The 18,341-nt window shown below is 65.9% G+C and carries 11 protein-coding genes; 4 read left to right on the top strand and 7 right to left on the bottom strand.

What is annotated here, in order from left to right:
* Positions 1–48: 48 nt before the first annotated feature.
* Entirely contained in the window at positions 49–2,229 is a 2,181-nt protein-coding gene (locus AC3D24_RS11355) for a TonB-dependent siderophore receptor (RefSeq protein ID WP_489030703.1), read from the bottom strand.
* Between the two features lie 219 nt (positions 2,230–2,448).
* Here AC3D24_RS11355 and AC3D24_RS11350 point away from each other — a divergent pair, with 219 nt between their 5' ends.
* Positions 2,449–2,826, top strand: a complete 378-nt coding sequence (locus AC3D24_RS11350) for a hypothetical protein (protein ID WP_489030701.1) — start codon at positions 2,449–2,451, stop codon at positions 2,824–2,826.
* 324 nt (positions 2,827–3,150) lie between these two features.
* Here AC3D24_RS11350 and AC3D24_RS11345 read toward each other — a convergent pair whose 3' ends face one another.
* The 4 genes from AC3D24_RS11345 to bamA form a co-directional block, all read right to left on the bottom strand.
* On the bottom strand, positions 3,151–4,797 hold the full coding sequence (locus AC3D24_RS11345) for a Na+/H+ antiporter (RefSeq protein WP_489030699.1): 1,647 nt from the start codon (positions 4,795–4,797) through the stop codon (positions 3,151–3,153).
* Between the two features lie 1,263 nt (positions 4,798–6,060).
* Positions 6,061–6,963: a Gfo/Idh/MocA family protein gene (locus AC3D24_RS11340; protein ID WP_489030697.1), complete on the bottom strand. Its 903-nt coding sequence runs from the start codon at positions 6,961–6,963 to the stop codon at positions 6,061–6,063.
* 26 nt (positions 6,964–6,989) lie between these two features.
* A complete protein-coding gene (locus AC3D24_RS11335; RefSeq protein ID WP_489030695.1) occupies positions 6,990–7,289 on the bottom strand; it encodes a putative quinol monooxygenase in 300 nt (99 codons plus the stop codon).
* A 245-nt stretch (positions 7,290–7,534) separates the two neighbouring features.
* Complete coding sequence (bamA, locus tag AC3D24_RS11330) at positions 7,535–10,138, bottom strand: outer membrane protein assembly factor BamA (RefSeq protein WP_489030693.1); 2,604 nt, start codon at positions 10,136–10,138, stop codon at positions 7,535–7,537.
* A 251-nt stretch (positions 10,139–10,389) separates the two neighbouring features.
* On the opposite strand from bamA, the gene AC3D24_RS11325 reads away from it, so the two are divergent.
* From AC3D24_RS11325 to AC3D24_RS11315, 3 genes are all read left to right on the top strand, one after another.
* Positions 10,390–10,716: a hypothetical protein gene (locus AC3D24_RS11325; protein ID WP_489030691.1), complete on the top strand. Its 327-nt coding sequence runs from the start codon at positions 10,390–10,392 to the stop codon at positions 10,714–10,716.
* Positions 10,713–10,868, top strand: a complete 156-nt coding sequence (locus AC3D24_RS11320; protein ID WP_489030689.1) for a hypothetical protein — start codon at positions 10,713–10,715, stop codon at positions 10,866–10,868. The genes AC3D24_RS11325 and AC3D24_RS11320 overlap by 4 nt, the downstream gene beginning before the upstream one ends.
* A gap of 234 nt (positions 10,869–11,102) precedes the next feature.
* Positions 11,103–13,949, top strand: coding sequence for a TonB-dependent receptor (locus AC3D24_RS11315; protein WP_489030687.1), 2,847 nt, complete (start codon positions 11,103–11,105; stop codon positions 13,947–13,949).
* A gap of 73 nt (positions 13,950–14,022) precedes the next feature.
* Here AC3D24_RS11315 and nagE read toward each other — a convergent pair whose 3' ends face one another.
* Together nagE and ptsP are read right to left on the bottom strand one after the other, a co-directional pair.
* On the bottom strand, positions 14,023–15,771 hold the full coding sequence (gene nagE, locus AC3D24_RS11310) for an N-acetylglucosamine-specific PTS transporter subunit IIBC (protein WP_489030686.1): 1,749 nt from the start codon (positions 15,769–15,771) through the stop codon (positions 14,023–14,025).
* Positions 15,768–18,338 carry a phosphoenolpyruvate--protein phosphotransferase gene (ptsP, locus tag AC3D24_RS11305; protein WP_489030684.1) on the bottom strand — a complete coding sequence of 857 codons (2,571 nt, stop codon included), beginning with the start codon at positions 18,336–18,338 and terminating at the stop codon, positions 15,768–15,770. The genes nagE and ptsP overlap by 4 nt, the downstream gene beginning before the upstream one ends.
* Positions 18,339–18,341 lie beyond the last annotated feature (3 nt).

The raw sequence follows: 18,341 nt of genomic DNA, 5'->3' as shown, positions 1-18,341 counted from the left end.
CCCGAATACGGGCCGCGACCAGCGTTTCCACGCCGGTCGCGGGCAGGATCAGAAGCGGTAGCCGATCGTCGCCTGGACGGTGCGGCGGTTGCCGTACCAGCACCAGCCGTAATCGAGATAGCAGGTGCTGATATACTTCTTGTCGAACAGGTTGGTCACGTTGACCGCCAGGCTGACGCCGGTCAGCTTCGGGGCGAACTTGCCGATGTCGTAGCGGACCAGCGCGTCGGCCAGCGTATAGGACGGCGTGTTCGATTCCACGCCGTTGGCATAGGCCGGGATGCTGGCGTCGGTGTAGGTGCCGGCATAGACATTGTCGACGTGACGCACCGCGCCGCCGATCGCGAAGCCGTCGAACGTGCCGCTGGTCGGCGCCCATTCGAGGTTTGCCGAGACACCACCGCGACCGACACCGAGGATGCCCTTGCCGATATTGGCGGGGTTGGTGTCCTCGATCGTCTTCACGCGCTGGCGGCTGAAGGCGACCTTGGCGTTGAAGCCGTAGGGCAGCGGCGCGCTCGCCTCGATCTCGACGCCCTTCGAGCGGACCTTGCCGCTCTGGGTGGCGAAGTTCGTGAGCGGGTTGGTCGTCACCAGATTGGTCTGGTCGATCTTGAACCACGCCGCGGTCACCAGGATCGAGGTGCCGGGTACGGTGTATTTCGCACCCGCTTCGATCTGCTTGCCGGAGGAAGGCTTGGCGATACCGGTCGGTGCCGTCGGCGTGCCGAGCTGCGCGGTCTGCGGCTCGAACGACGTGGAATAGCTGACATAAGGCGCCAGGCCGATCGACGTGGTGTACAACGCGCCTGCACGCCAGGTGAACTTGTCGGATTTCGCAACGTCGCCATTGCCTTCGATCCGCGCCCAATCCTGACGACCGCTCACGACGACACGCAAGGCACCGAGCGACATCTGGTCCTGCGCGTACACGCCCTGCTGGCGCAGGTTGATCTGCTGCGTATTAACCTGGGCGGCGGTACCGGCGACATAGCCCGGCACGGTCTCCGGGGTCAGCGGAACCGCCATCGTGCCATAGACAGGGTTGAACGCGTTGATCGTCGTCGCGCCACCGAACGCATAGACCTCGTTGGCATGCGACACCTGACGATCGGCACCGAACAGCAGATCATGCTTCAGTGGTCCGGTATTAATCGTGCCGTGAATCTGGTTGTCGAACGTCCAGGCATTCAGCTGCTCGCGGGTCGAATAGGAGTAGCGATCATAGGTCTGCTGGGTCGGATCGCCGTCGTTCAGCGTGCCGCCAGGATAGACGATGCCGAGCTTCGAGCTGACATATTGATAGCGCCCCGACGAGCGCAGGCTCCAGCCGCTGCCGAAATCATGGTTGAAGATGTAGGTGAGCGCGGCCTGTTCGCGCGAAAAGAAATTGTCGCGCTCGCCGCCGTCCCATTTGGTCGACAGCTTGCCGTTCGGATTGGGGATGAACGTGCCCGAGGCCGGGAACACGCTGTACGTGCCATTGTCGGGATCGTGCGAATAGGCGCCGAGCAGCGTGAAGCTGGTCGAGCTGCCGGCGCCGACGGTCACTGCGCCCGACACCGTCTGGCGCTCGCGCTTGCCGAACTTCTGCTGCGTCGAGGCGCCGTTCGCGCTGCCGTTCAGGCGCCACAACACGCCATCGCCGGCGCGGCCGCCGATATCGGCATCGACGCGGTACAGGTCGTAAGTGCCATAGCTGCCGCTGACGGCGCCGTAGAGGCTGCGGTCCAGGGGCATCTTGCTCGACAGAGAGACCAGGCCGCCGGGGCCCGACTGGCCATACAGTACCGATGCCGGCCCCTTGACGACTTCGATACGATCGAGCCGCGAGACGTCGACCTGCGGCGCCAGATAGCCCGCGCCGCCCTGCAGCTTCAGCCCGTCGAGGAACTGTGGCGCATCGAAGCCACGCAGTTTGAACTGGTCGTAGACTTCCGCGCTCGATCCGCGCTGCTCGGGCGTGACGCCGGCGACGAAGCGGAGCGCCTGGTTGAGGTTCTGCAGACCCAGGCCGGCGATGTCGTCGGCGGTGATGACGCTGATCGACTGCGGCGTTTCGGCGAGCGGGGTGTCGCTCTTGGTACCGGACGAGGCCTGCGTGCGCAGATGCTGACCGGTCACGACGATGATGCCGGTATCGACCGCATCCGGCGCGGTCTGTGCGTAGCTCGGGGCGGCGATCGTGGCCGAAGCCAGCAGGACGGCTATGCCGAAACGTCGTGTCATGGGAACCCTTTCGTAATGCGGGCCGGCTACCGTTTGTGATAACCACTATCAATAGCAAAGATGTCTGCGGTCTCAGGTCTGCACGATGCTGTGGTATTCGAGCATCACGATGTGACGTTCCGTTGCAGCGCATGGAGGAGGCGGGGCTGCGCTTCGGTCTTGCATCGTCGGCGTTCCCGCAGCACGCGTCCATCGACAGCCAGCGCGGATGAGGCGAGCATGATGAACGAACGGGACCTAGCAACGGAGATCGCGACGGCGGGCGATGCGCTCTGGTTCGAGGCGCATGGCGATCGCCGGATGCGGATCCGCAACATGGTGCCGCGCGAGTTCGTCGACGTCGACGGTCCGCCACCGGTGGGCATGGCATGGCGGACGATCGTGATCGAGGCGCAGCCGGGTGCGCGAAGTCGCCAGGCGATCGCGCTGCCGACCAGCGTCGCGATCGACACGCTCGGCGACGATGACCTGTTCGACCTGTTCCTGCAGGTCGCTCCCAAGGGTGCGCGCGAGGTGATCGCGCGGATGCGGAAAATGAAGCTTCCCGGAGTACCGAACCGTGCCGGAATGCCTGCGCGATCGGACGTCAAAGGCTAAGCGACATATTTTCTGCCCTATATCGGACAAAACGAGGCACACGCGCGTTAGGCTGTTCTTCCCCCTGGCAGTTCTGCTGCTAGCTTGTGGAGAGCGACGCGCGCCCCAGGGCGCTGCGTCCTTGGCGCCCCGTCCGGATACGAGAGTGTCGCACGGACGGACGGGGCGCCATCGTTCACCCAGAATTAACCAAGGGATCGCATAGCTGCGCGCAGAGGAATCGCCGTAGTATCGCGTATCTTCTGCGCCCCGCCAGGTACCAGTCACACGGGCGGGCGGGGCGCACATCCTCCCCTACGCCGCCCCCTCCCTGCACCAGCCTCCTTACGCCAAACCCTGTCGCGACAGCCGCGCATCGATCAGGTCGAGTTCGCGGCCCAGTTGCTCGGCGAGCGTGACGCCGATCTCACGCCTGCGCGCCAGATCGAAGATCGCGTTGCGTTCGGCGCGCACCGCCGCCAGCCGCATGTCGCGCTCGATCGGCGCGTCGGCCTGGCCGGTGCGATCCTCGGGCAGCGTGGCCAGGCTGTCGATCCGCTCGCGATACTGATCCATCAACCGCGCCGCGATATCGGTGAACCGGTCGGGATCGTCGCGCCCTTCGGCCATCTGATGCTGGACCCGGTCGAGTTCGGCGATCGCCGCCTTGGCCGAGATCAGGCGCGCCCGGTCGCGCACCGCCGCCACGCCTTCGTCGGTCGGCAGGTGCAATCCTCGCAGCAGCAGCGGCAGCGCGACCGCGGCGATCACCAGCGACGACAGGATCACGCCCGATGCCAGGAAGATCACCAGGTCGCGGGCCGGAAACGGCGTGCCGTCGTTCAGCGTCAGCGGCAGGGTCAGCGCACCCGCCAGCGTGATCGCGCCGCGTGCGCCCGCCGCCGACATCGCGGCGATGATCCGGCGTGGTGGGCTGACCGCCTCGTCGTTGCGGCGGCGCGCGCGGAACAGCGTGAACTGCATCGACACCCACACCCAGCCGAACCGCAGCAGCGCGAGCCCGGCGACGACCGCGAAGACGTAGACGGCGAGCCACCACGGGCTGACATGCCCGGTCGCGGTGACGGTATCGCGGGCGCGGACGAACACCTCGGGCAATTGCTCGCCGAGCAGCACGAAGATCACGCCGTTGAGCGTGAATTGCAGCATGTCCCACACCGCGCGACGGCGGATCCGCGTGCCGGCGGCGACACTGGTGGTCGCGCCGGTGAAGGTCATCGCGATCCCGGCGGCGGCGGCGGCGAGCACGCCCGAGGCATGGACGTGTTCGGCAGCGAGATACGCGGCGAACGGGATCAGCAGGCTGACCAAGATGTTCGAGCCGGTCTCGTCCCCGAACCGACGCGCGAACGCCGCCTTGGTCGCGACGATCGCCCAGGTGATGCCGACGCCGATCGCGACGCCGGCCAGCGCCATCCATGCGAACGTGAGCGTCGCCTCGCCAAGCGAGAAGCTGCCGGTCAGCACCGCGGCGATCGCGAACCGTACGCAGACGAGGCCCGACGCGTCGTTCAGCAGCGCCTCGCCCTCCAGGATATGCATCATCCGCTTCGGGATCGGCGCCTTCTGCGCGACCGCCGACACCGCGATCGGATCGGTCGGCGAGACCACCGCGGCCAGCGCGAACGCGACGCCGAGCGGCATCGCCGGGATCAGCCAGTGGATGAACAACCCCATGCCCAGCACCGTCAGGAACACGAGACCGAGTGCCAGCCCGAGCACTGCGCCACGATCGCGGAACAGCTCGTCCTTCGGGATCCGCCAGCCGTCAAGGAACAACAGGGGAGGGACCAGCAACAGGAAGAACAACTCGGGATCGAGCTCGACGCGGATGTGCGCCACCATGCCGATCAGCGCACCGAGTGCGATCTGGACGAGCGGGCGGGGCAGCGCGGACGGCAGCATTCTCGACGCCATCCCACTGATGACGACGGCGAGCAGCAGGAACAGGCACAGGGTAACGATCTGCAAACGAAGGACCTCGCATTGGGAAGATGGAGGCGTGGCCATACACGACACGACCGGTTTTGGGGACCGGGTGGTTGGTTTGGCGGATAGCGGGATGAACCTTCGCTCCGGCGTAGTTGCCAGGAATGAGCAGATGATCTCCGGAATCGCCCATTCTCGGCCACGGCCTCACCTTGGCGCCTTGCTCAGTAGCTGCCGTTCGTTCAGTAATATTCTGTATGGTGCAACATGCTGCTTGGGGGACCAATGAGGAAGATCAGACGCATATGCGCTCTCGTATTATCGATAGCAGGGAGCGTAGCAGTCGGAAGCGCGGAAGCTTCCCGTGATGGTGAAGCCCTATATGTGTTTTCTGGGGTGAAAGGCGCTGTGGCCTATACAGTCGACAGAACGGGGGCGAACCTGCCGCAGCGCTATTCGCCTTGGCAATTCGTCAAAACTATCTCGACTAGTGGTCCCACGTTCAAAGCCGGAGAAGATAAAGCCGCGCTCAAGGAGGTGCGGGCAAACGGTTTTTCAGTCCGCGTCTTCTCAATAAAATTCGACTGACGCGCGTTCTTTGCGTTCGATAAAGCGGCCTGTCCGCTTTCCTTCCCAACCCGGCCATTCCGCTGACGCCCATACCCGGACGCAATAGCCTTCGCTTGGCAATCCCGATTGCGGACGCTCGTTAAGAGTCTAAGATGAGGCAGGGATCGGGAACGGGAACGGCAAAATGATCGGCTTGTTAGCGTTTGCGGCAGCTACCATAGCTTCGTGTCCGGTCGATCACGCACAGTATATTCTGCGCCATAATCCTGACGTGACGGCCTACTTCCGCCCGGTAGATAGCGGTCCAGAGTGGCCGAGCGGCATTGCGCTAGCAATACATCATAAGAAATCAGGCAAGACCTTTTGGTGGTTGCCATGGAACGGAGGCACGGATGGTCTCCAAAATGTTGCGTCTACCGAAGACGTTACCGCCAAAGGTTGGCAGACGCCAAGTCCAGATGGGGGGGCTCGTCCATACGGTAACCGGCAATATCTCGGAGCCGACGTCGCGTATAATCTTATAGGTCATGTTCCAAAACGGGGAGAGCCTGCCCCGGCGCATATGCTCTTCCCAAATTCCGCGGGTTCCGGGGATGAAGCCTTTCTCGCTAAGGAGTTCTTCGATCTCGTTGGCTGCTTAAAAAACGGTAGCTGAATGGCCTTTCCAATCGATCGCTGGCCGTAACCGGACAGACCGCTTTCCTCTCCCACATCAGACATGCAGCGAGGCTGATGCTATTTTCCCACGGCCTCCGCGTGGCGGACGATGTCTTCGCAGAGGCGGTGGGTGGACAGGATGTCTTCGGCGGCCGTCGGGCGGCTTTCGCGTACCCCCGTGAGGAAGTCGGCGCACATCGCTTCGAAGCCGCGTTGGCGGGTGACCGGGGTCCAGTCGCCGCGGCGGGCGCGGGTGTCGGTGGCGTTCTGGTCGCGGGTTTCGGCAAGGTCTAGGACCGAGCGGCGGCGATCCGCGCCGATAATGTCTAGCCGTTCCTCGTCGAGGCCGGATTCGCGCTGCATCGTGCCGATCGCGTGGTGGTTGTCGCCGGCCAGCGTGAGGGTGATGCCGCTGAGCAGGCCGTCGCGGACGATCGTCTCGATGTGGGTCCGCTCGATCGGTCCGGGGGCGAGGAAGCGGAGTGTGTCGACGACGTGGATGAAATCGTCGAAGACGACGCTGCGTGGCGTATCCGGCTGGGCGCGGCGGTGTTTCTGCATCAGGATGAACGCGCGGGGTTCGCCGCGGAGTGCGGCGTAATCCGGGGCGAAGCGGCGGTTGAAGCCGACGCCCAGCAGGCGGCCTTCGCGGTCGGCGAGATCGACCAGTCTTGCCGCCGCGTCGAAATTGTCAGCGAGTGGCTTGTCGACGAATACCGCCGCGCCGCTTCGGAGCAGCGTCTCGACCATCGCCGGATGCGCCGCGGTTGCCGAGTGGACGAACGCGGCGTCGAAGCGCGTCGCCGCCAGCGCCGCGTCGAGGCTGTCGTGCAGGTGCGCGATCCGGTAGGTCGCCCCCAGTTCGGCGAGCACGGTCCGGTTGCGCGTGACGAGGTGGAGTTCGATCCCCGGCGTCGCGGCGAGCACCGGGAGATAGGCTTTGCGCGCAATGTCGCCGAGCCCTGCCATCATCACGCGCATCGTGATCGGTCCGCGTCTTCGGCCGCTTATTCGGCGACGTCGACCGGGTGGTTCTGGATGATCACCGGGCGCGCGGCGGCGAGGTCGCGGGCGGCAAGCCCGAATGCCTTGAAATGGTCCGATGCCATGTGGCTCTGGACCGCGGCGTCATCGGCGTAGAGTTCGTTGAAGACGTAGCGGCGCTCGCCATCGGCTTCGCGCCACAGGTCGTAATGCAGCACGCCGGGCTCGTTGCGCGAGGCAGCGACGCAGATGCCGGCGGCGGCGACGAAGGCGTCCTCGCTGCCGGGCTTCACGGTGACGAAGGCGATGATCTTTACGGACATGGGACATCCTCTTTCTAGTTTCCACGGGTTCTGGCGTGGTCGGGTGAACGGGGCAAGCGCCGTGATTTGGTATGGACCGACTTTCCGATCGTCGGAGCCGAACGATCCTCCCCCGACAGGGGGAGGTGGCGCCGAAGGCGACGGAGGGGGAGGACACGGAACTGAGGTTTCGCGTGCCGCCCCCTCCGTCTGGCAAGCGCCAGCCACCTCCCCCTGGCGGGGGAGGATTGAAAGCTCTTCCCCCCTCAGAACTGCCCGCCGATGTTGAAGGTGATGAGCTTGTCGTCGTCGCCGGGGGCTTTCAGCAGCGCTTTGGCGAGATCGATCCGCAGCGGGCCGAACGGCGAGGTCCAGTTGACGCCGACGCCGACCGACAGGCGCGGGCTGGCGGTGTTGCCCGTATACGTCTCCTTATAGGTGCCGAGCGCGTAGGTGTACGGCGTGCCGGTGTTGGTGGTGGTGCTGGCGCCCGCGGTGTCGAGATACAGGAGGTCGCCCGCGCTGTTGGTATATTGGCGGGTGCCCGCGACACAGGCGAGGGATGCGGCGTTGGCGGCGGCGCAGGTGTCGGTCAGCGTCGGCGTCTTGCCGCCGAATACCGCGCCGACGTCCATGTAGATCGACGGACGCAGGCCGAGTTCGCGCGCACCGGCACCCATCGGCAGCTCGAGTTCGAGGCGGGCCTGGTAATAGGTCGTGCCGCCCAGCGCGGTCTGTGTGGTCGTGCTGCTGCTGTTCGACAGCGTCGCAGGCACCGTCGTGGTGTCGTAATAGGTGCGCGTCACGCGCGGGCCGACGCCGCGGATGTCGAAGCCGCGCATCTGCGGATCGCCGAGATAGAAGCGATCGGTCAGCCGGACGTCCTGGCCGAGCCCCTTGATATAGCCGCCTTCGGCATGCGCGGAGAGGATGAAGCTCGAGCCGAGGTCCATGTACTTGGTGTAGTTCGCCGTGCTGCGGATGTATTTGGTGTCGCCGCCGAGCCCGGCGAAATCCTGGCTGACGCTGAACTTGCTGCCCTTGCTCGGGCGGGTGCGGCTGTTGGTGCTGTCGAACACCAGCGAATAGCCGATCGACGAGGTCCAGCGATTGCCGACCGCATCGCACAGATAGGTGCCGGCGATGCCGGGATCGCAGACGCCATTGGTGTAATAGGTGTCGGCGTCGAGCGTGACCTGATCATAGGATAGCCCGTAGCGCGCGGTGGCGGACCAATATTCGGTGAGCGGCACCGCGGCGCGGATCTGGAAACCGGTCGAGACCTGTTCGTAGGTGGTGTCGTTGCTGTCGCCGGTGGTGCTGTACGAACTGTAATCGCGGCGGAACAGATCGCCGCCGAGCGCGATGTTGGTGTCGAACAGATACGGCTCGGTGAAGCCCAGATTGACCGACTTCGAATAGGCCGAATAACTGACCCCGGCGCGCAGTTCCTGGCCCATGCCGCGGAAATTGCGCTGGGTGATGTTCGCCGACGCAATAAAGCTTTCGAGGCTCGAATAGCCCGCCGACAGCTGCAGCTCGCCGCTCGATTTCTCCTCCAGATTGGTCTCCAGCACGATCCGGTCGGGGGCGGACCCAGGGTTCTGCTTGATCGTCATCTTGTCCTGGAAATACCCAAGCGAATTGATCCGGTCTTCGGAACGCTTGACCTGGAAGCTGTTGAAGGCGTCGCCCTCGGCGAGGCGGATCTCGCGGCGGACGACCTTGTCCTTGGTCTGGGTGTTGCCGTTGATCTCGACGCGCTCGACATAGGTGCGCTTGGCTTCGGCGATGTTGAAATTGACGCCCATCGTCAGCGTATCCGGATCCTTCTGGAACTCCGGGTTCACTTCGGTGAAGGCATAGCCGAACAGGCCGGCGGTCTGGCTGAGGTTGTCGACCGAATCCTCGACGAGCTTGGCGTTGTACCAGTCGCCCTTCTTCAGCGGCAGCGTGGCGGCGAGCTTCTTGCCGTCGAAATCGCGGATCTGGCTGTCGACGGTGACATCGCCGAACTTATAGCGTTTCCCCTCCTCCACCACGTACGTGATGATGAAGTCCTTCTTGTCGGGCGTGAGTTCGGCGACCGCGGAGGTGACGCGGAAATCGGCATAGCCCTGCGTCAGATAGAACTGCCGCAGCTTCTGTTGATCATAGCTCAGGCGGTCCTGGTCGTAGCTGGTCGCCGATGACAGCAACCGACTGACGCGGGCCTGCTTGGTCGCCATCTGCGCGCGGATCTGCGCGTCGGAGAAGACCGCGTTGCCGAGGATGTTGATCTGGCGGACCTTCGACTTCGGGCCTTCGCTGACTTCGAAGATCACATCGACGCGGTTTTGGTCGAGGTTGACCATCTTGGGGTCGACGACCGCCGCGAACCGGCCCTGGCGGCGATAGAGCTCGATGATCCGCGCGATATCCTGGCGGACTGCGGTGCGCGTGAAGATCTGGCGCGGGGCGAGCTTGATCTCCTTGGTGATCTTCTCGCTTTTCAGCGCCTTGTTGCCCTCGATCAGGACGCGGTTGACGATCGGGTTCTCGCGCACGCGCAGGACGATATTGCCATCCGCGACGCCGCTGATCGAGTAATCGGCGAACAGGTCGCTTGCCTGCAGGTCCTTGAGCGCCTGGTCGAGCGTCTCCGCGGTGTAGGGCGCGCCGATCCGCAGCTTGGTATAGCTCAGCACCGTCTCGGGCTCGATCCGTTGTGAGCCCTCGACGCGCAGGGTCTTGATCGTGCGGGCGGTAGCGGGTGCCGGAACGGGTGTGGCGGAAGGCGTGGCGGGGGCCGTCTGCGGGTGCGTGCCGGGTGCCGCCAGCGTCCCCGCCATGACCAAAGCCAGGGATCCGGCGCCAAAATCGAAAATCATGCCTGCGTCTCCGGGGTGAACCGCGGCGCTATGGGAGACGTGTTTCCCGCGAATGTTCCGGCATGTCGGGAGATCGCAGGGCTGCAACATTGGCGCGCCCCGGGACGGGCGCGGCGTGCGATCGGCGGCGGCGTGTCCGGTCGTGTCGCACGCATGTCATGGCGCGCGCGCGAGGACATTCGCGGGACACCGGTCGCGCCTAGCGAAGGGGGTGCAGGCGGAAGCGTCGCCTGCCTCAGGAAAGGTCCACCATGCGCGTTGCCATCAAGGGTGTCTCGGCACCGGAACCCATCCGTCCGGCGGAATCGCCGCCGATCGTCGACAATCCGTTCGCCCCCGAGATCTTCGCGACCGGGTTCACCGGCCTCGCCAATCTTAGCGGCGTCATCGTGCTGACGCTGGAGAGCGCGCGCTGCGATCATACCCGGCAACCGCCCGGCGTCGACCGTGTCGTCGTCGGTCGCATCGCGCTGACCAGCGCCGCCGCGCAGGAACTCGTCGCGGGGCTCAACCAGTTCCTCGAACAACAGGGACTCAGTCCGTCTAAGGCGATGGCCAACGGGGCGACGTTCCAGTGACCGTGGTTCGGACAGACGCGTCGACGGGCTATCCGTCGATCACGCAGAGCGTCGCGTTTCGAGGCGTCATCGCGCCGATTCGCAAGGCGCAGGTGATCTGGGCCGGGCTGGGCGTGCCGCGGGTCCGCGTGCGGCGGGTCAGCTTTGCCTGACACGATGCCCCGATCGGCTACAGCCGTGCAAACAATGTCACGAAGTCATCACACTATGAAAGGTTATGAATAGAACCGTGTTCACCTGACGACACCGGTCGTCCTTAGTGAAACGCTCCCCCGAACATCGCTTGTCGAGCGCGGAATCGTACAGCAAACCTGAGTGGCGGACCTTCACCGTGCCCCACAACATCTGCCGCGGCGATCAAGGATCGCGGTTCAGGGAGTATATCCATGCGTCTCGACTTTCGCGCACGCCTTTTGGCGTCCACTTTGCTGCTGGGTATGGCTGGTCCCGCCTTTGCGCAGACCGCCGACCCTGTAGCACCCGCGCCGGTTACGCCTGCGACGACGGTGACCGAGCAGGATGCCGCTCCCGCGGACGGCGACACGATCGTCGTGACCGGTTCGCGTCTCGGCGGCGACAGCCTGAAACAGGCATCGCCGATCTCGGTGGTCAGCGCCAAGGAGATCGCGCTGTCGGGCCAGATCAACGTCGAGAGCGTGCTGAAGGACCTGCCGCAGCTCATCCCGAGCAGCACGGCCGCCTCGAACAATCCGGGCGGCGGCGTCGCCACCGCGGATCTGCGCGGGCTCGGCTCGACGCGCACGCTCGTGCTGGTCAACAACCGCCGGTACGTCGCCTATGACGCGAACCAGGTGGTCGATCTGAACACCATCCCGGCGGCGCTGATCGAGCGCGTCGACATCGTCACCGGCGGCCGGTCCGCGGTGTACGGCTCGGACGCGATCTCGGGCGTCGTCAACTTCGTGATGAAGAAGGACTTCAGCGGCGTTCAGGCCAATGCGAACTACCGCCTGAACGAGGCTGGCGATGGCGCGAACTTCAACGGCAACCTGCTGCTCGGCGGTAATTTCGAAGACGGCCGCGGCAATGCGACGATCTATTTCGATTATACCAAGCGTAACGGTATCCTTCAGTCCGCGCGCGATTATTCGAAGCAGGCGCAGGTCGACGATGGCGAAGGCGGCCTGATCGCAGGCGGTTCGGGCTCGATCGAGGGCACCCGGTTCGCGATCGGCGGCGTCAACCGCAAGTTCGAGACCGACGGCAGCTACACGCCGTATAATTCGGCGACCGACGCATACAACTACGCGCCTTCGAACTATCTCCAGGTGCCGCAGGAGCGGTTCCTGATGAGCGCACAGACGCATTACGAAGTCAGCCCGGCGCTGAACGTCTATGCCGAGGGCCAGTTCATCAACAACCGCGTAAAGAACAAGCTGGCGCCGACGCCGTTCACCGGATCGGTCGCGATCGACACCGATTCGTCGTTCCTGTCGTCGGGCTCGCAGGCCTTGCTCAAGGGGCTGGACACCGACGGCGACGGCTATGTCACCTCGACGATCTATCGCCGCCTGACCGAAGTCGGCGATCGGGTATCGAGCCTCGACAACACCGCCTATCGCGCGGTGCTGGGCGCCAATGGCGATATCGGCGGCGGCTGGAACTACGACGCCTATTACAGCTATTCGCGCACCAAATCGATCGAGACGCAGTCGGGCAACGTCTCGCGCAGCCGCGTGCTGCAGGCGCTTCGGACCAGCTACGATGCCAGCGGCAACCTGGTCTGCTCGGATAGCAGCAACGGCTGCGTACCGCTGAACATCTACGGTGCGGGCAACATCAGTGCGGCGGCCGCCGCGTTCATCACCATCCCGGTGCAGAACACCAGCACGATCAGCGAGCAGGTCGCCAGCGCATCGATCTCGAACCGCAACCTTTTCGATCTCGGCGCGGGCCCGGTCGGCATCGTGTTCGGCACCGAATATCGGCGCGAGCATGGCAGCTACAATCCCGACTTCTCGCTGTCGTCGGGCGACGTCGTCGGCTTCAACGCAGGCGAAGGCCTGAGCGGCGGCTACGACGTCAAGGAAGCCTATACCGAAGTCGCGGTGCCGTTGCTCGCGAACATCCCGCTGATCAAGAAGCTCGAGGTGAACGGCGCGTACCGCTATTCCTATTACTCGACCGCGGCGAAATCGGTCAGCACCTATTCGGGCGGCGTCGTCTGGTCGCTGATCGACGACATTTCGCTGCGCGGGCAATATTCGCGGGCCGTCCGCGCACCGACCGTGTCCGATCTCTACAGCGGTTCGTCGCAGGACTTCCCGGCGGCGACCGATCCCTGCACCACGGCGATCGCCAGGACCAACACCAACCTCAACGCGAGCTGCGTCGCGACGGGTGTTCCGGCATCGTTGATCGGCACGGCGTATGACGGCGGCAGCACGCAGATCCAGACCGTCAACGGTGGCAACCCCGCGCTGCGCGAGGAAACCTCCGACACCTACACCGCCGGCATCGTCCTGCAGCCACGGTTCCTGCCGCGCTTCTCGTTCACGGCGGATTACTACAAGATCAAGATCGCCAACTACATCTCGACGGTCGGCACCACCAACCTGATCCGTGCCTGCTACGGCGATGCGGACAATGGCTACACGCCGTATAACTCCAGCTACTGCTCGTCGCTGCCGCGCGACGCCAACAGCTATGCGATCACCGATGCCGCCAACACGCTGGCGAACACCGGTGGCGTGACGACCCGCGGTGTCGATTTCGAGGCGCGCTACGGCCTGCCGCTGAACTTCGGCGCATTCGGTGACGGCACGAGCAAGCTCGACTTCCGGGTCAGCGGAACGCGCCTGATCGCGTTCGACTACAACCCGCTCGCGGCAATCCCCGATCTGACGATCAACTGCGCGGGCAAGTTCGGCACCACCTGCGGCAATCCGTATGCCAAGTGGCGCCTGTCGGCACGGACGACCTATTCGACCGGCCCCGTGACCGTCTCGGTTCTCTATCGTCACCTTTCGGCAGTGAACGACGACGACCGCGGCACCGTCTATGCGGTCGAGCGGATCAAGGCGTACAACTACTTCGACCTGACCGCGGCGTTCGAAGTGAAGCCCGGCTTCACCTGGTCGGTGGGCATGAACAACGTGTTCAACAAGCAGCCCCCCATCCTCGGCGACAACCAGGATCAGGCGAACACCTATCCGTCGACCTACGACCCGTATGGCCGGGCGTTCTTCGTGAGCACGAACGTCAAGTTCTAGAGCGCGAGTCCGACACCGCCTGGCGTGTCGTTTCCCCGCCATCCCGAACTGCGGTTCGGGATGGCGGGGTTTTTCATGACCGGGGGCGGGCGAGGATGTCCGCGTCGGCTGCCATCAGCAGATGGAGCAGGCCGGGGGCGGGGCGGGCGATCGCCTGGATGCCGAGCGCCTCGAGCGCGGGCGTCGAGATATGGTCGCCGTCCATCAGGCGGATGCGCAGGCGGGTGCCGTGCAGCGTCGCGGCCCGCACATTGTCCGAGCCACCGAGTGCGGCGATCGTTGCGGGAGTCAGCGCGACATCGGCAGAGACTGGGGCAGCGACTGCGGCATCGACGGTGGTCGCAACCGCGGGCGTGGCGGGCGTCGTTGCCGGCGCGGGATCACCGGCGGCGATCGCATCGCGGATTTCGACCGCGACCGAATCCGCGATCGGGCCGAGCACGATCTGGAGTGCGTTGGCGGACGGGCGGATCAGGCCGCGTGCGCCGAGCGCCTTGAGACGGGCCTCGTCGACGCGCTTCTGGTCCACGACGATCAGCCGCAACCGCGTGGTGCAAGCGCCGACGCTGGTCAGGTTGGCGGCCCCGCCGAGCGCTTCGGCAAAGGCGGCGCCGCGTTCGCTTTTGGCGACGCTTGCTGCAGCCACGGGAGCATCACGCTCGCGGCCAGGCGTGGGGAGGTCGAGGCGTTTGATGACGGTGCGGAACAGGAAATAGTAGATCACGGCATAGGCAAGGCCGACCGGAAGCAGCAGCAGCGGCTTGGTCGCCTTGCCGTAGTTCAGCACGTAATCGAACAGCCCGGCGGAGAAGCCGAAGCCCAATTTCACGCCGAGCGCATCCATCAACGCCATCGACAGACCGGTCAGCACCGCGTGGATCGCGTAGAGCACCGGTGCCAGGAACATGAAGCTGAACTCGATCGGCTCGGTGACGCCGGTCAGCATCGAGGTGAGCGCAAGACTGAGCAGCATGCCGCCGACCGCTTTGCGGCGCTCGGGCAACGCGGCGTGGTACATGGCGAGGCACGCGGCGGGCAGGCCGAACATCATTACCGGGAAGAACCCGGCCATGAACGCGCCCGCGGTCGGATCGCCCGCGAAGAAGCGGCGGAGATCGCCGGTCGTGCCCTGATAGTCGCCCGCCACGAACCAGACGATGTTGTTGAGCAGGTGATGCAGCCCGGTGACGAGCAGCAGGCGGTTGAGCAGGCCGAACGCGAACAGGCCGAACCCGCCGGCGCCGCTGATCCCGTAGCTGAGGCCGTCGATTCCGGTGCTGAGCGCGCCGAAGCCGAGGCCGACGACGATGCCGAGCACGAGGCCCGCGACGCCGCTGACGATCGGCACGAACCGGCGTCCGCCGAAGAAGGCGAGATATTCTGGCAGCGCGATCGCCGAGAAGCGGTTGTAGAAACTACCGCCGATCAGCCCCGACAGGATGCCGATCGGCACGTCGAGGCGGGCGATCGCCTTGGCTTTCCATGCCGCGGTGGCGAGCGCGATCGTGTCGCCGGTCAGGCCTTTGAGCGCGTCGGCGGGGACGGTCATCAGCGCCTGCGCGCCCTGCGTCGTTACAAGGTAGCAGACCACGCCGGCGAGACACGCCGCGCCATTGCCGTCGCGCGCGAAACCGGTCGCGACGCCGATCGCGAACAACAGGCCGAGGTGCGAGAAGATTGCATCGCCGGCGGCGCTGAGCACGGCGATGTCGAGCAGGTCGGGTTGGCCAAGGCGCAGCAACAGCCCGGCGACGGGGAGCACCGCGATCGGCAGCATCAGCGCGCGGCCGAGTGGCTGGAGGAGTTCTAGCACCGATTTCATGGGCGGAATTCCCGGGCGAGCGCGCGGACATCCGCGGCTGATATACAGTTGAGTGCGGCGGCCGCATGCTCGCGGCAGGCCCCGATCGTGAGGGTGGCGACGAGCGCCTTGATCTCGGGCACGAGCGCGGGCGCAGAGGACAGTTCGGTCACGCCGAGCCCGATCAGGATCGGTACGGCGAGCGGATCGGAGGCGAGGCCCCCGCACACGCCGGTCCATTTGCCGTGGACCGCGCCGCCTTCGCAGGTGCGTGCGATCAGGCGGAGGACGGCGGGGTGGAGGCCGTCGAGGTCGCTCGCCACCGCCGGATTGCCGCGGTCCATCGCGAGCGCGTATTGCGTCAGGTCGTTGGTGCCGATCGAGAGGAAGTCGGCCTCGCTCGCGAGCAGGTCGGCGGTGATCGCGGCGGCGGGCGTCTCGATCATGATGCCGAGCGTGACGTGCTCCGTATGGCCGGTGGCTGCGGCGGCGGCTTCGAGTGCTGCGCGAACCGCGCGGAGTTCGGCGAGGCTCGCGACCATCGGCACCATGATGCGGCACTGGCCGGCGGGGCGGACGGCGAGGATCGCGCGCAACTGTGCGTCGAGCATCTCCGGGTGGGCGAGGCCGACGCGGATGCCGCGCAGGCCGAGTGCCGGGTTCTCTTCCGCTGCGATCGGGAGGTAGGGCGCGGGCTTGTCGCCGCCGATGTCGAGCAGGCGGACGATCAGCGGGCGGCCGGCTAGCGTGTCGGCGATGCGCTGGTAGTCGGCGGTCTGTTCCTCGACGCTGGGGGCGCTGACGCGTTCGAGGAACAGGAATTCGGTGCGGAGCAGCCCGCAGCCTTCGGCGCCGTTGCGGACCGCGGCCTCGGCATCGTCGGCCGAACCGAGATTGGCGAACGCTTCGATGCGGATGCCGTCCTGTGTGCGGCATTCGCGCGCGGCGTTGGCGAGGGCGGCGCGGCGGCGTTCGGTCTGGGCGTCGAACGCGGTTTGCGCAGTTGCCTGCGTTTCGGCATCGGGGGCGACGTGGAGCAGGCCTGCGTCGGCGTCGAGGATCAGCGGCGTGCTCGCGGTGATCTCGGCGAGCACTGGGCCGACTGCGACGAGCGCCGGCAACCCCATCGTCGCGGCGAGGATCGCGACGTGCGACGTCGGCCCGCCGCGCTCGACGCAGAAGCCGACGATCGACGCGGTGTCGAGGCCGAGCAGGTGCGAGGGGAGCAGGTCGTCGGCCAGCAGGATCGTGCCGGGCGGGAAGCTGAGGCGTTCGTCGAGGTCTTCGCCGGCGAGCGCACGCAGTACCTGGCGTTCGAGATCGAGCATGTCGTCGGCACGCTCTGCGAGGCGGGCGTCGCGGGTGGCGTGGAGGGCGTCGGCCTGCGCGCGGATCGCGGTGCGCCAGGCGTAGGCTGCGCTGTCGCCCTGGGCGATCGCGGCGTGCGCGGCGGCGGTCAGGGTGGGGTCGTCGAGCAGCGCGGTATGCGCGGTGAGGATCGCGCGTTCGGCGCCGGTCGCGGTCGCCGATTTGGTGGCGAGGCGCGTGGTGACGGTGGCGAGCGCCGCATCGAACGCGGCGCGTTCGGTGGTCGCGTCCGCCCCTTCGCGCGTCACGGCGATCTCGGCGAGGCGGAAGAGTCCGGCCTGGCCGATCGCGATGCCGGGGGAGGCGGTGACGCCGGGGAGGTGGCCGTCTGCGGGGAGGGTTGTGGCAGGCTTTCGCGCTCCGTGTTCCCCCGCGGAGGCGGGGGCCCAGGACCCAGCAGCGTCATCGTTCTTGGCTCCTGGGCTCTCGCCTTCGCGGGGGAACGCGGGGGCGGCAGCCGCCTTCTCGCCCATGCCGCCGAGGATCAGGTCGCCGATTGCTGCGAGTGCTTCCGCGGCGTCGGGGCCGGTCGCGGCGAGGGTGATCTCGTCGCCGAGCTTTATGCCGAGAGCCATCAGCGCGACCGGGCTGCGGACGTTGCCTTCGCGCTCGTCCTTGGTGATTTTTACCTCGGACACGAACTTTCGCGCGGTCTCGCCAATCCGGGCGGCGGGGCGTGCGTGGATCCCGTGGACCAGCGGCACGACGATCGTGCGGCGGACCGTGTCGCCTTCGACCACGGCGACGTCGGCCGCATCGATTCGGGGTTCGAGCGTCATCATCGCCTCGCCGACGCCGACCAATCGGTCCGTCTCGCGGCGGACGATCGTGAAGCGCTCGGGGTTGGTGACGATCACCGGGGTGATGACCGCGCGCGCCTCGCAGACCAGCAGGTCGAGGTCGAAGCGGATCAGCGGGTCGCCGCGGTGGACAGTCGCGCCCTCGGCCACGCACGGGCTGAACCCGCGCCCGCCGAGCGCGACCGTGTCGAGGCCGATATGCATCAGGATCTCGGCGCCCTCGGGCGTGCGTAGCGTGATCGCGTGGCCGCTCGCATGGACGCTGAGCACCACAGCGTCGCACGGCGCATGCAGGCAATCGCCGGTCGGATCGACGGCGATCCCGTCGCCCATCATCCGTTCGGCGAAGACCGGGTCGGGGACCGCCTCGAGAGGCGATGCCCAACCCTGGAGGGGCGACGTCAGGATGATAGGCTTCATGGC

The sequence above is a fragment of the Sphingomonas sp. SL1004 genome (assembly GCF_057815015.1).
This window is presented reverse-complemented; position numbering and strand designations above follow the sequence as displayed.

Excerpts from the sequence above, each read along its gene's own strand:
- AC3D24_RS11340 (WP_489030697.1), bottom strand. The coding sequence starts at position 6,963 with ATGCGCGTGATGATGGCAGGGCTCGGCGACATTGCGCGCAAAGCCTAT.
- AC3D24_RS11335 (WP_489030695.1), bottom strand. The coding sequence starts at position 7,289 with ATGTCCGTAAAGATCATCGCCTTCGTCACCGTGAAGCCCGGCAGCGAG.
- nagE (WP_489030686.1), bottom strand. The coding sequence starts at position 15,771 with ATGAAATCGGTGCTAGAACTCCTCCAGCCACTCGGCCGCGCGCTGATG.
- bamA (WP_489030693.1), bottom strand. The coding sequence starts at position 10,138 with ATGATTTTCGATTTTGGCGCCGGATCCCTGGCTTTGGTCATGGCGGGG.
- AC3D24_RS11315 (WP_489030687.1), top strand. The coding sequence starts at position 11,103 with ATGCGTCTCGACTTTCGCGCACGCCTTTTGGCGTCCACTTTGCTGCTG.
- ptsP (WP_489030684.1), bottom strand. The coding sequence starts at position 18,338 with ATGAAGCCTATCATCCTGACGTCGCCCCTCCAGGGTTGGGCATCGCCT.
- AC3D24_RS11355 (WP_489030703.1), bottom strand. The coding sequence starts at position 2,229 with ATGACACGACGTTTCGGCATAGCCGTCCTGCTGGCTTCGGCCACGATC.
- AC3D24_RS11325 (WP_489030691.1), top strand. The coding sequence starts at position 10,390 with ATGCGCGTTGCCATCAAGGGTGTCTCGGCACCGGAACCCATCCGTCCG.
- AC3D24_RS11350 (WP_489030701.1), top strand. The coding sequence starts at position 2,449 with ATGATGAACGAACGGGACCTAGCAACGGAGATCGCGACGGCGGGCGAT.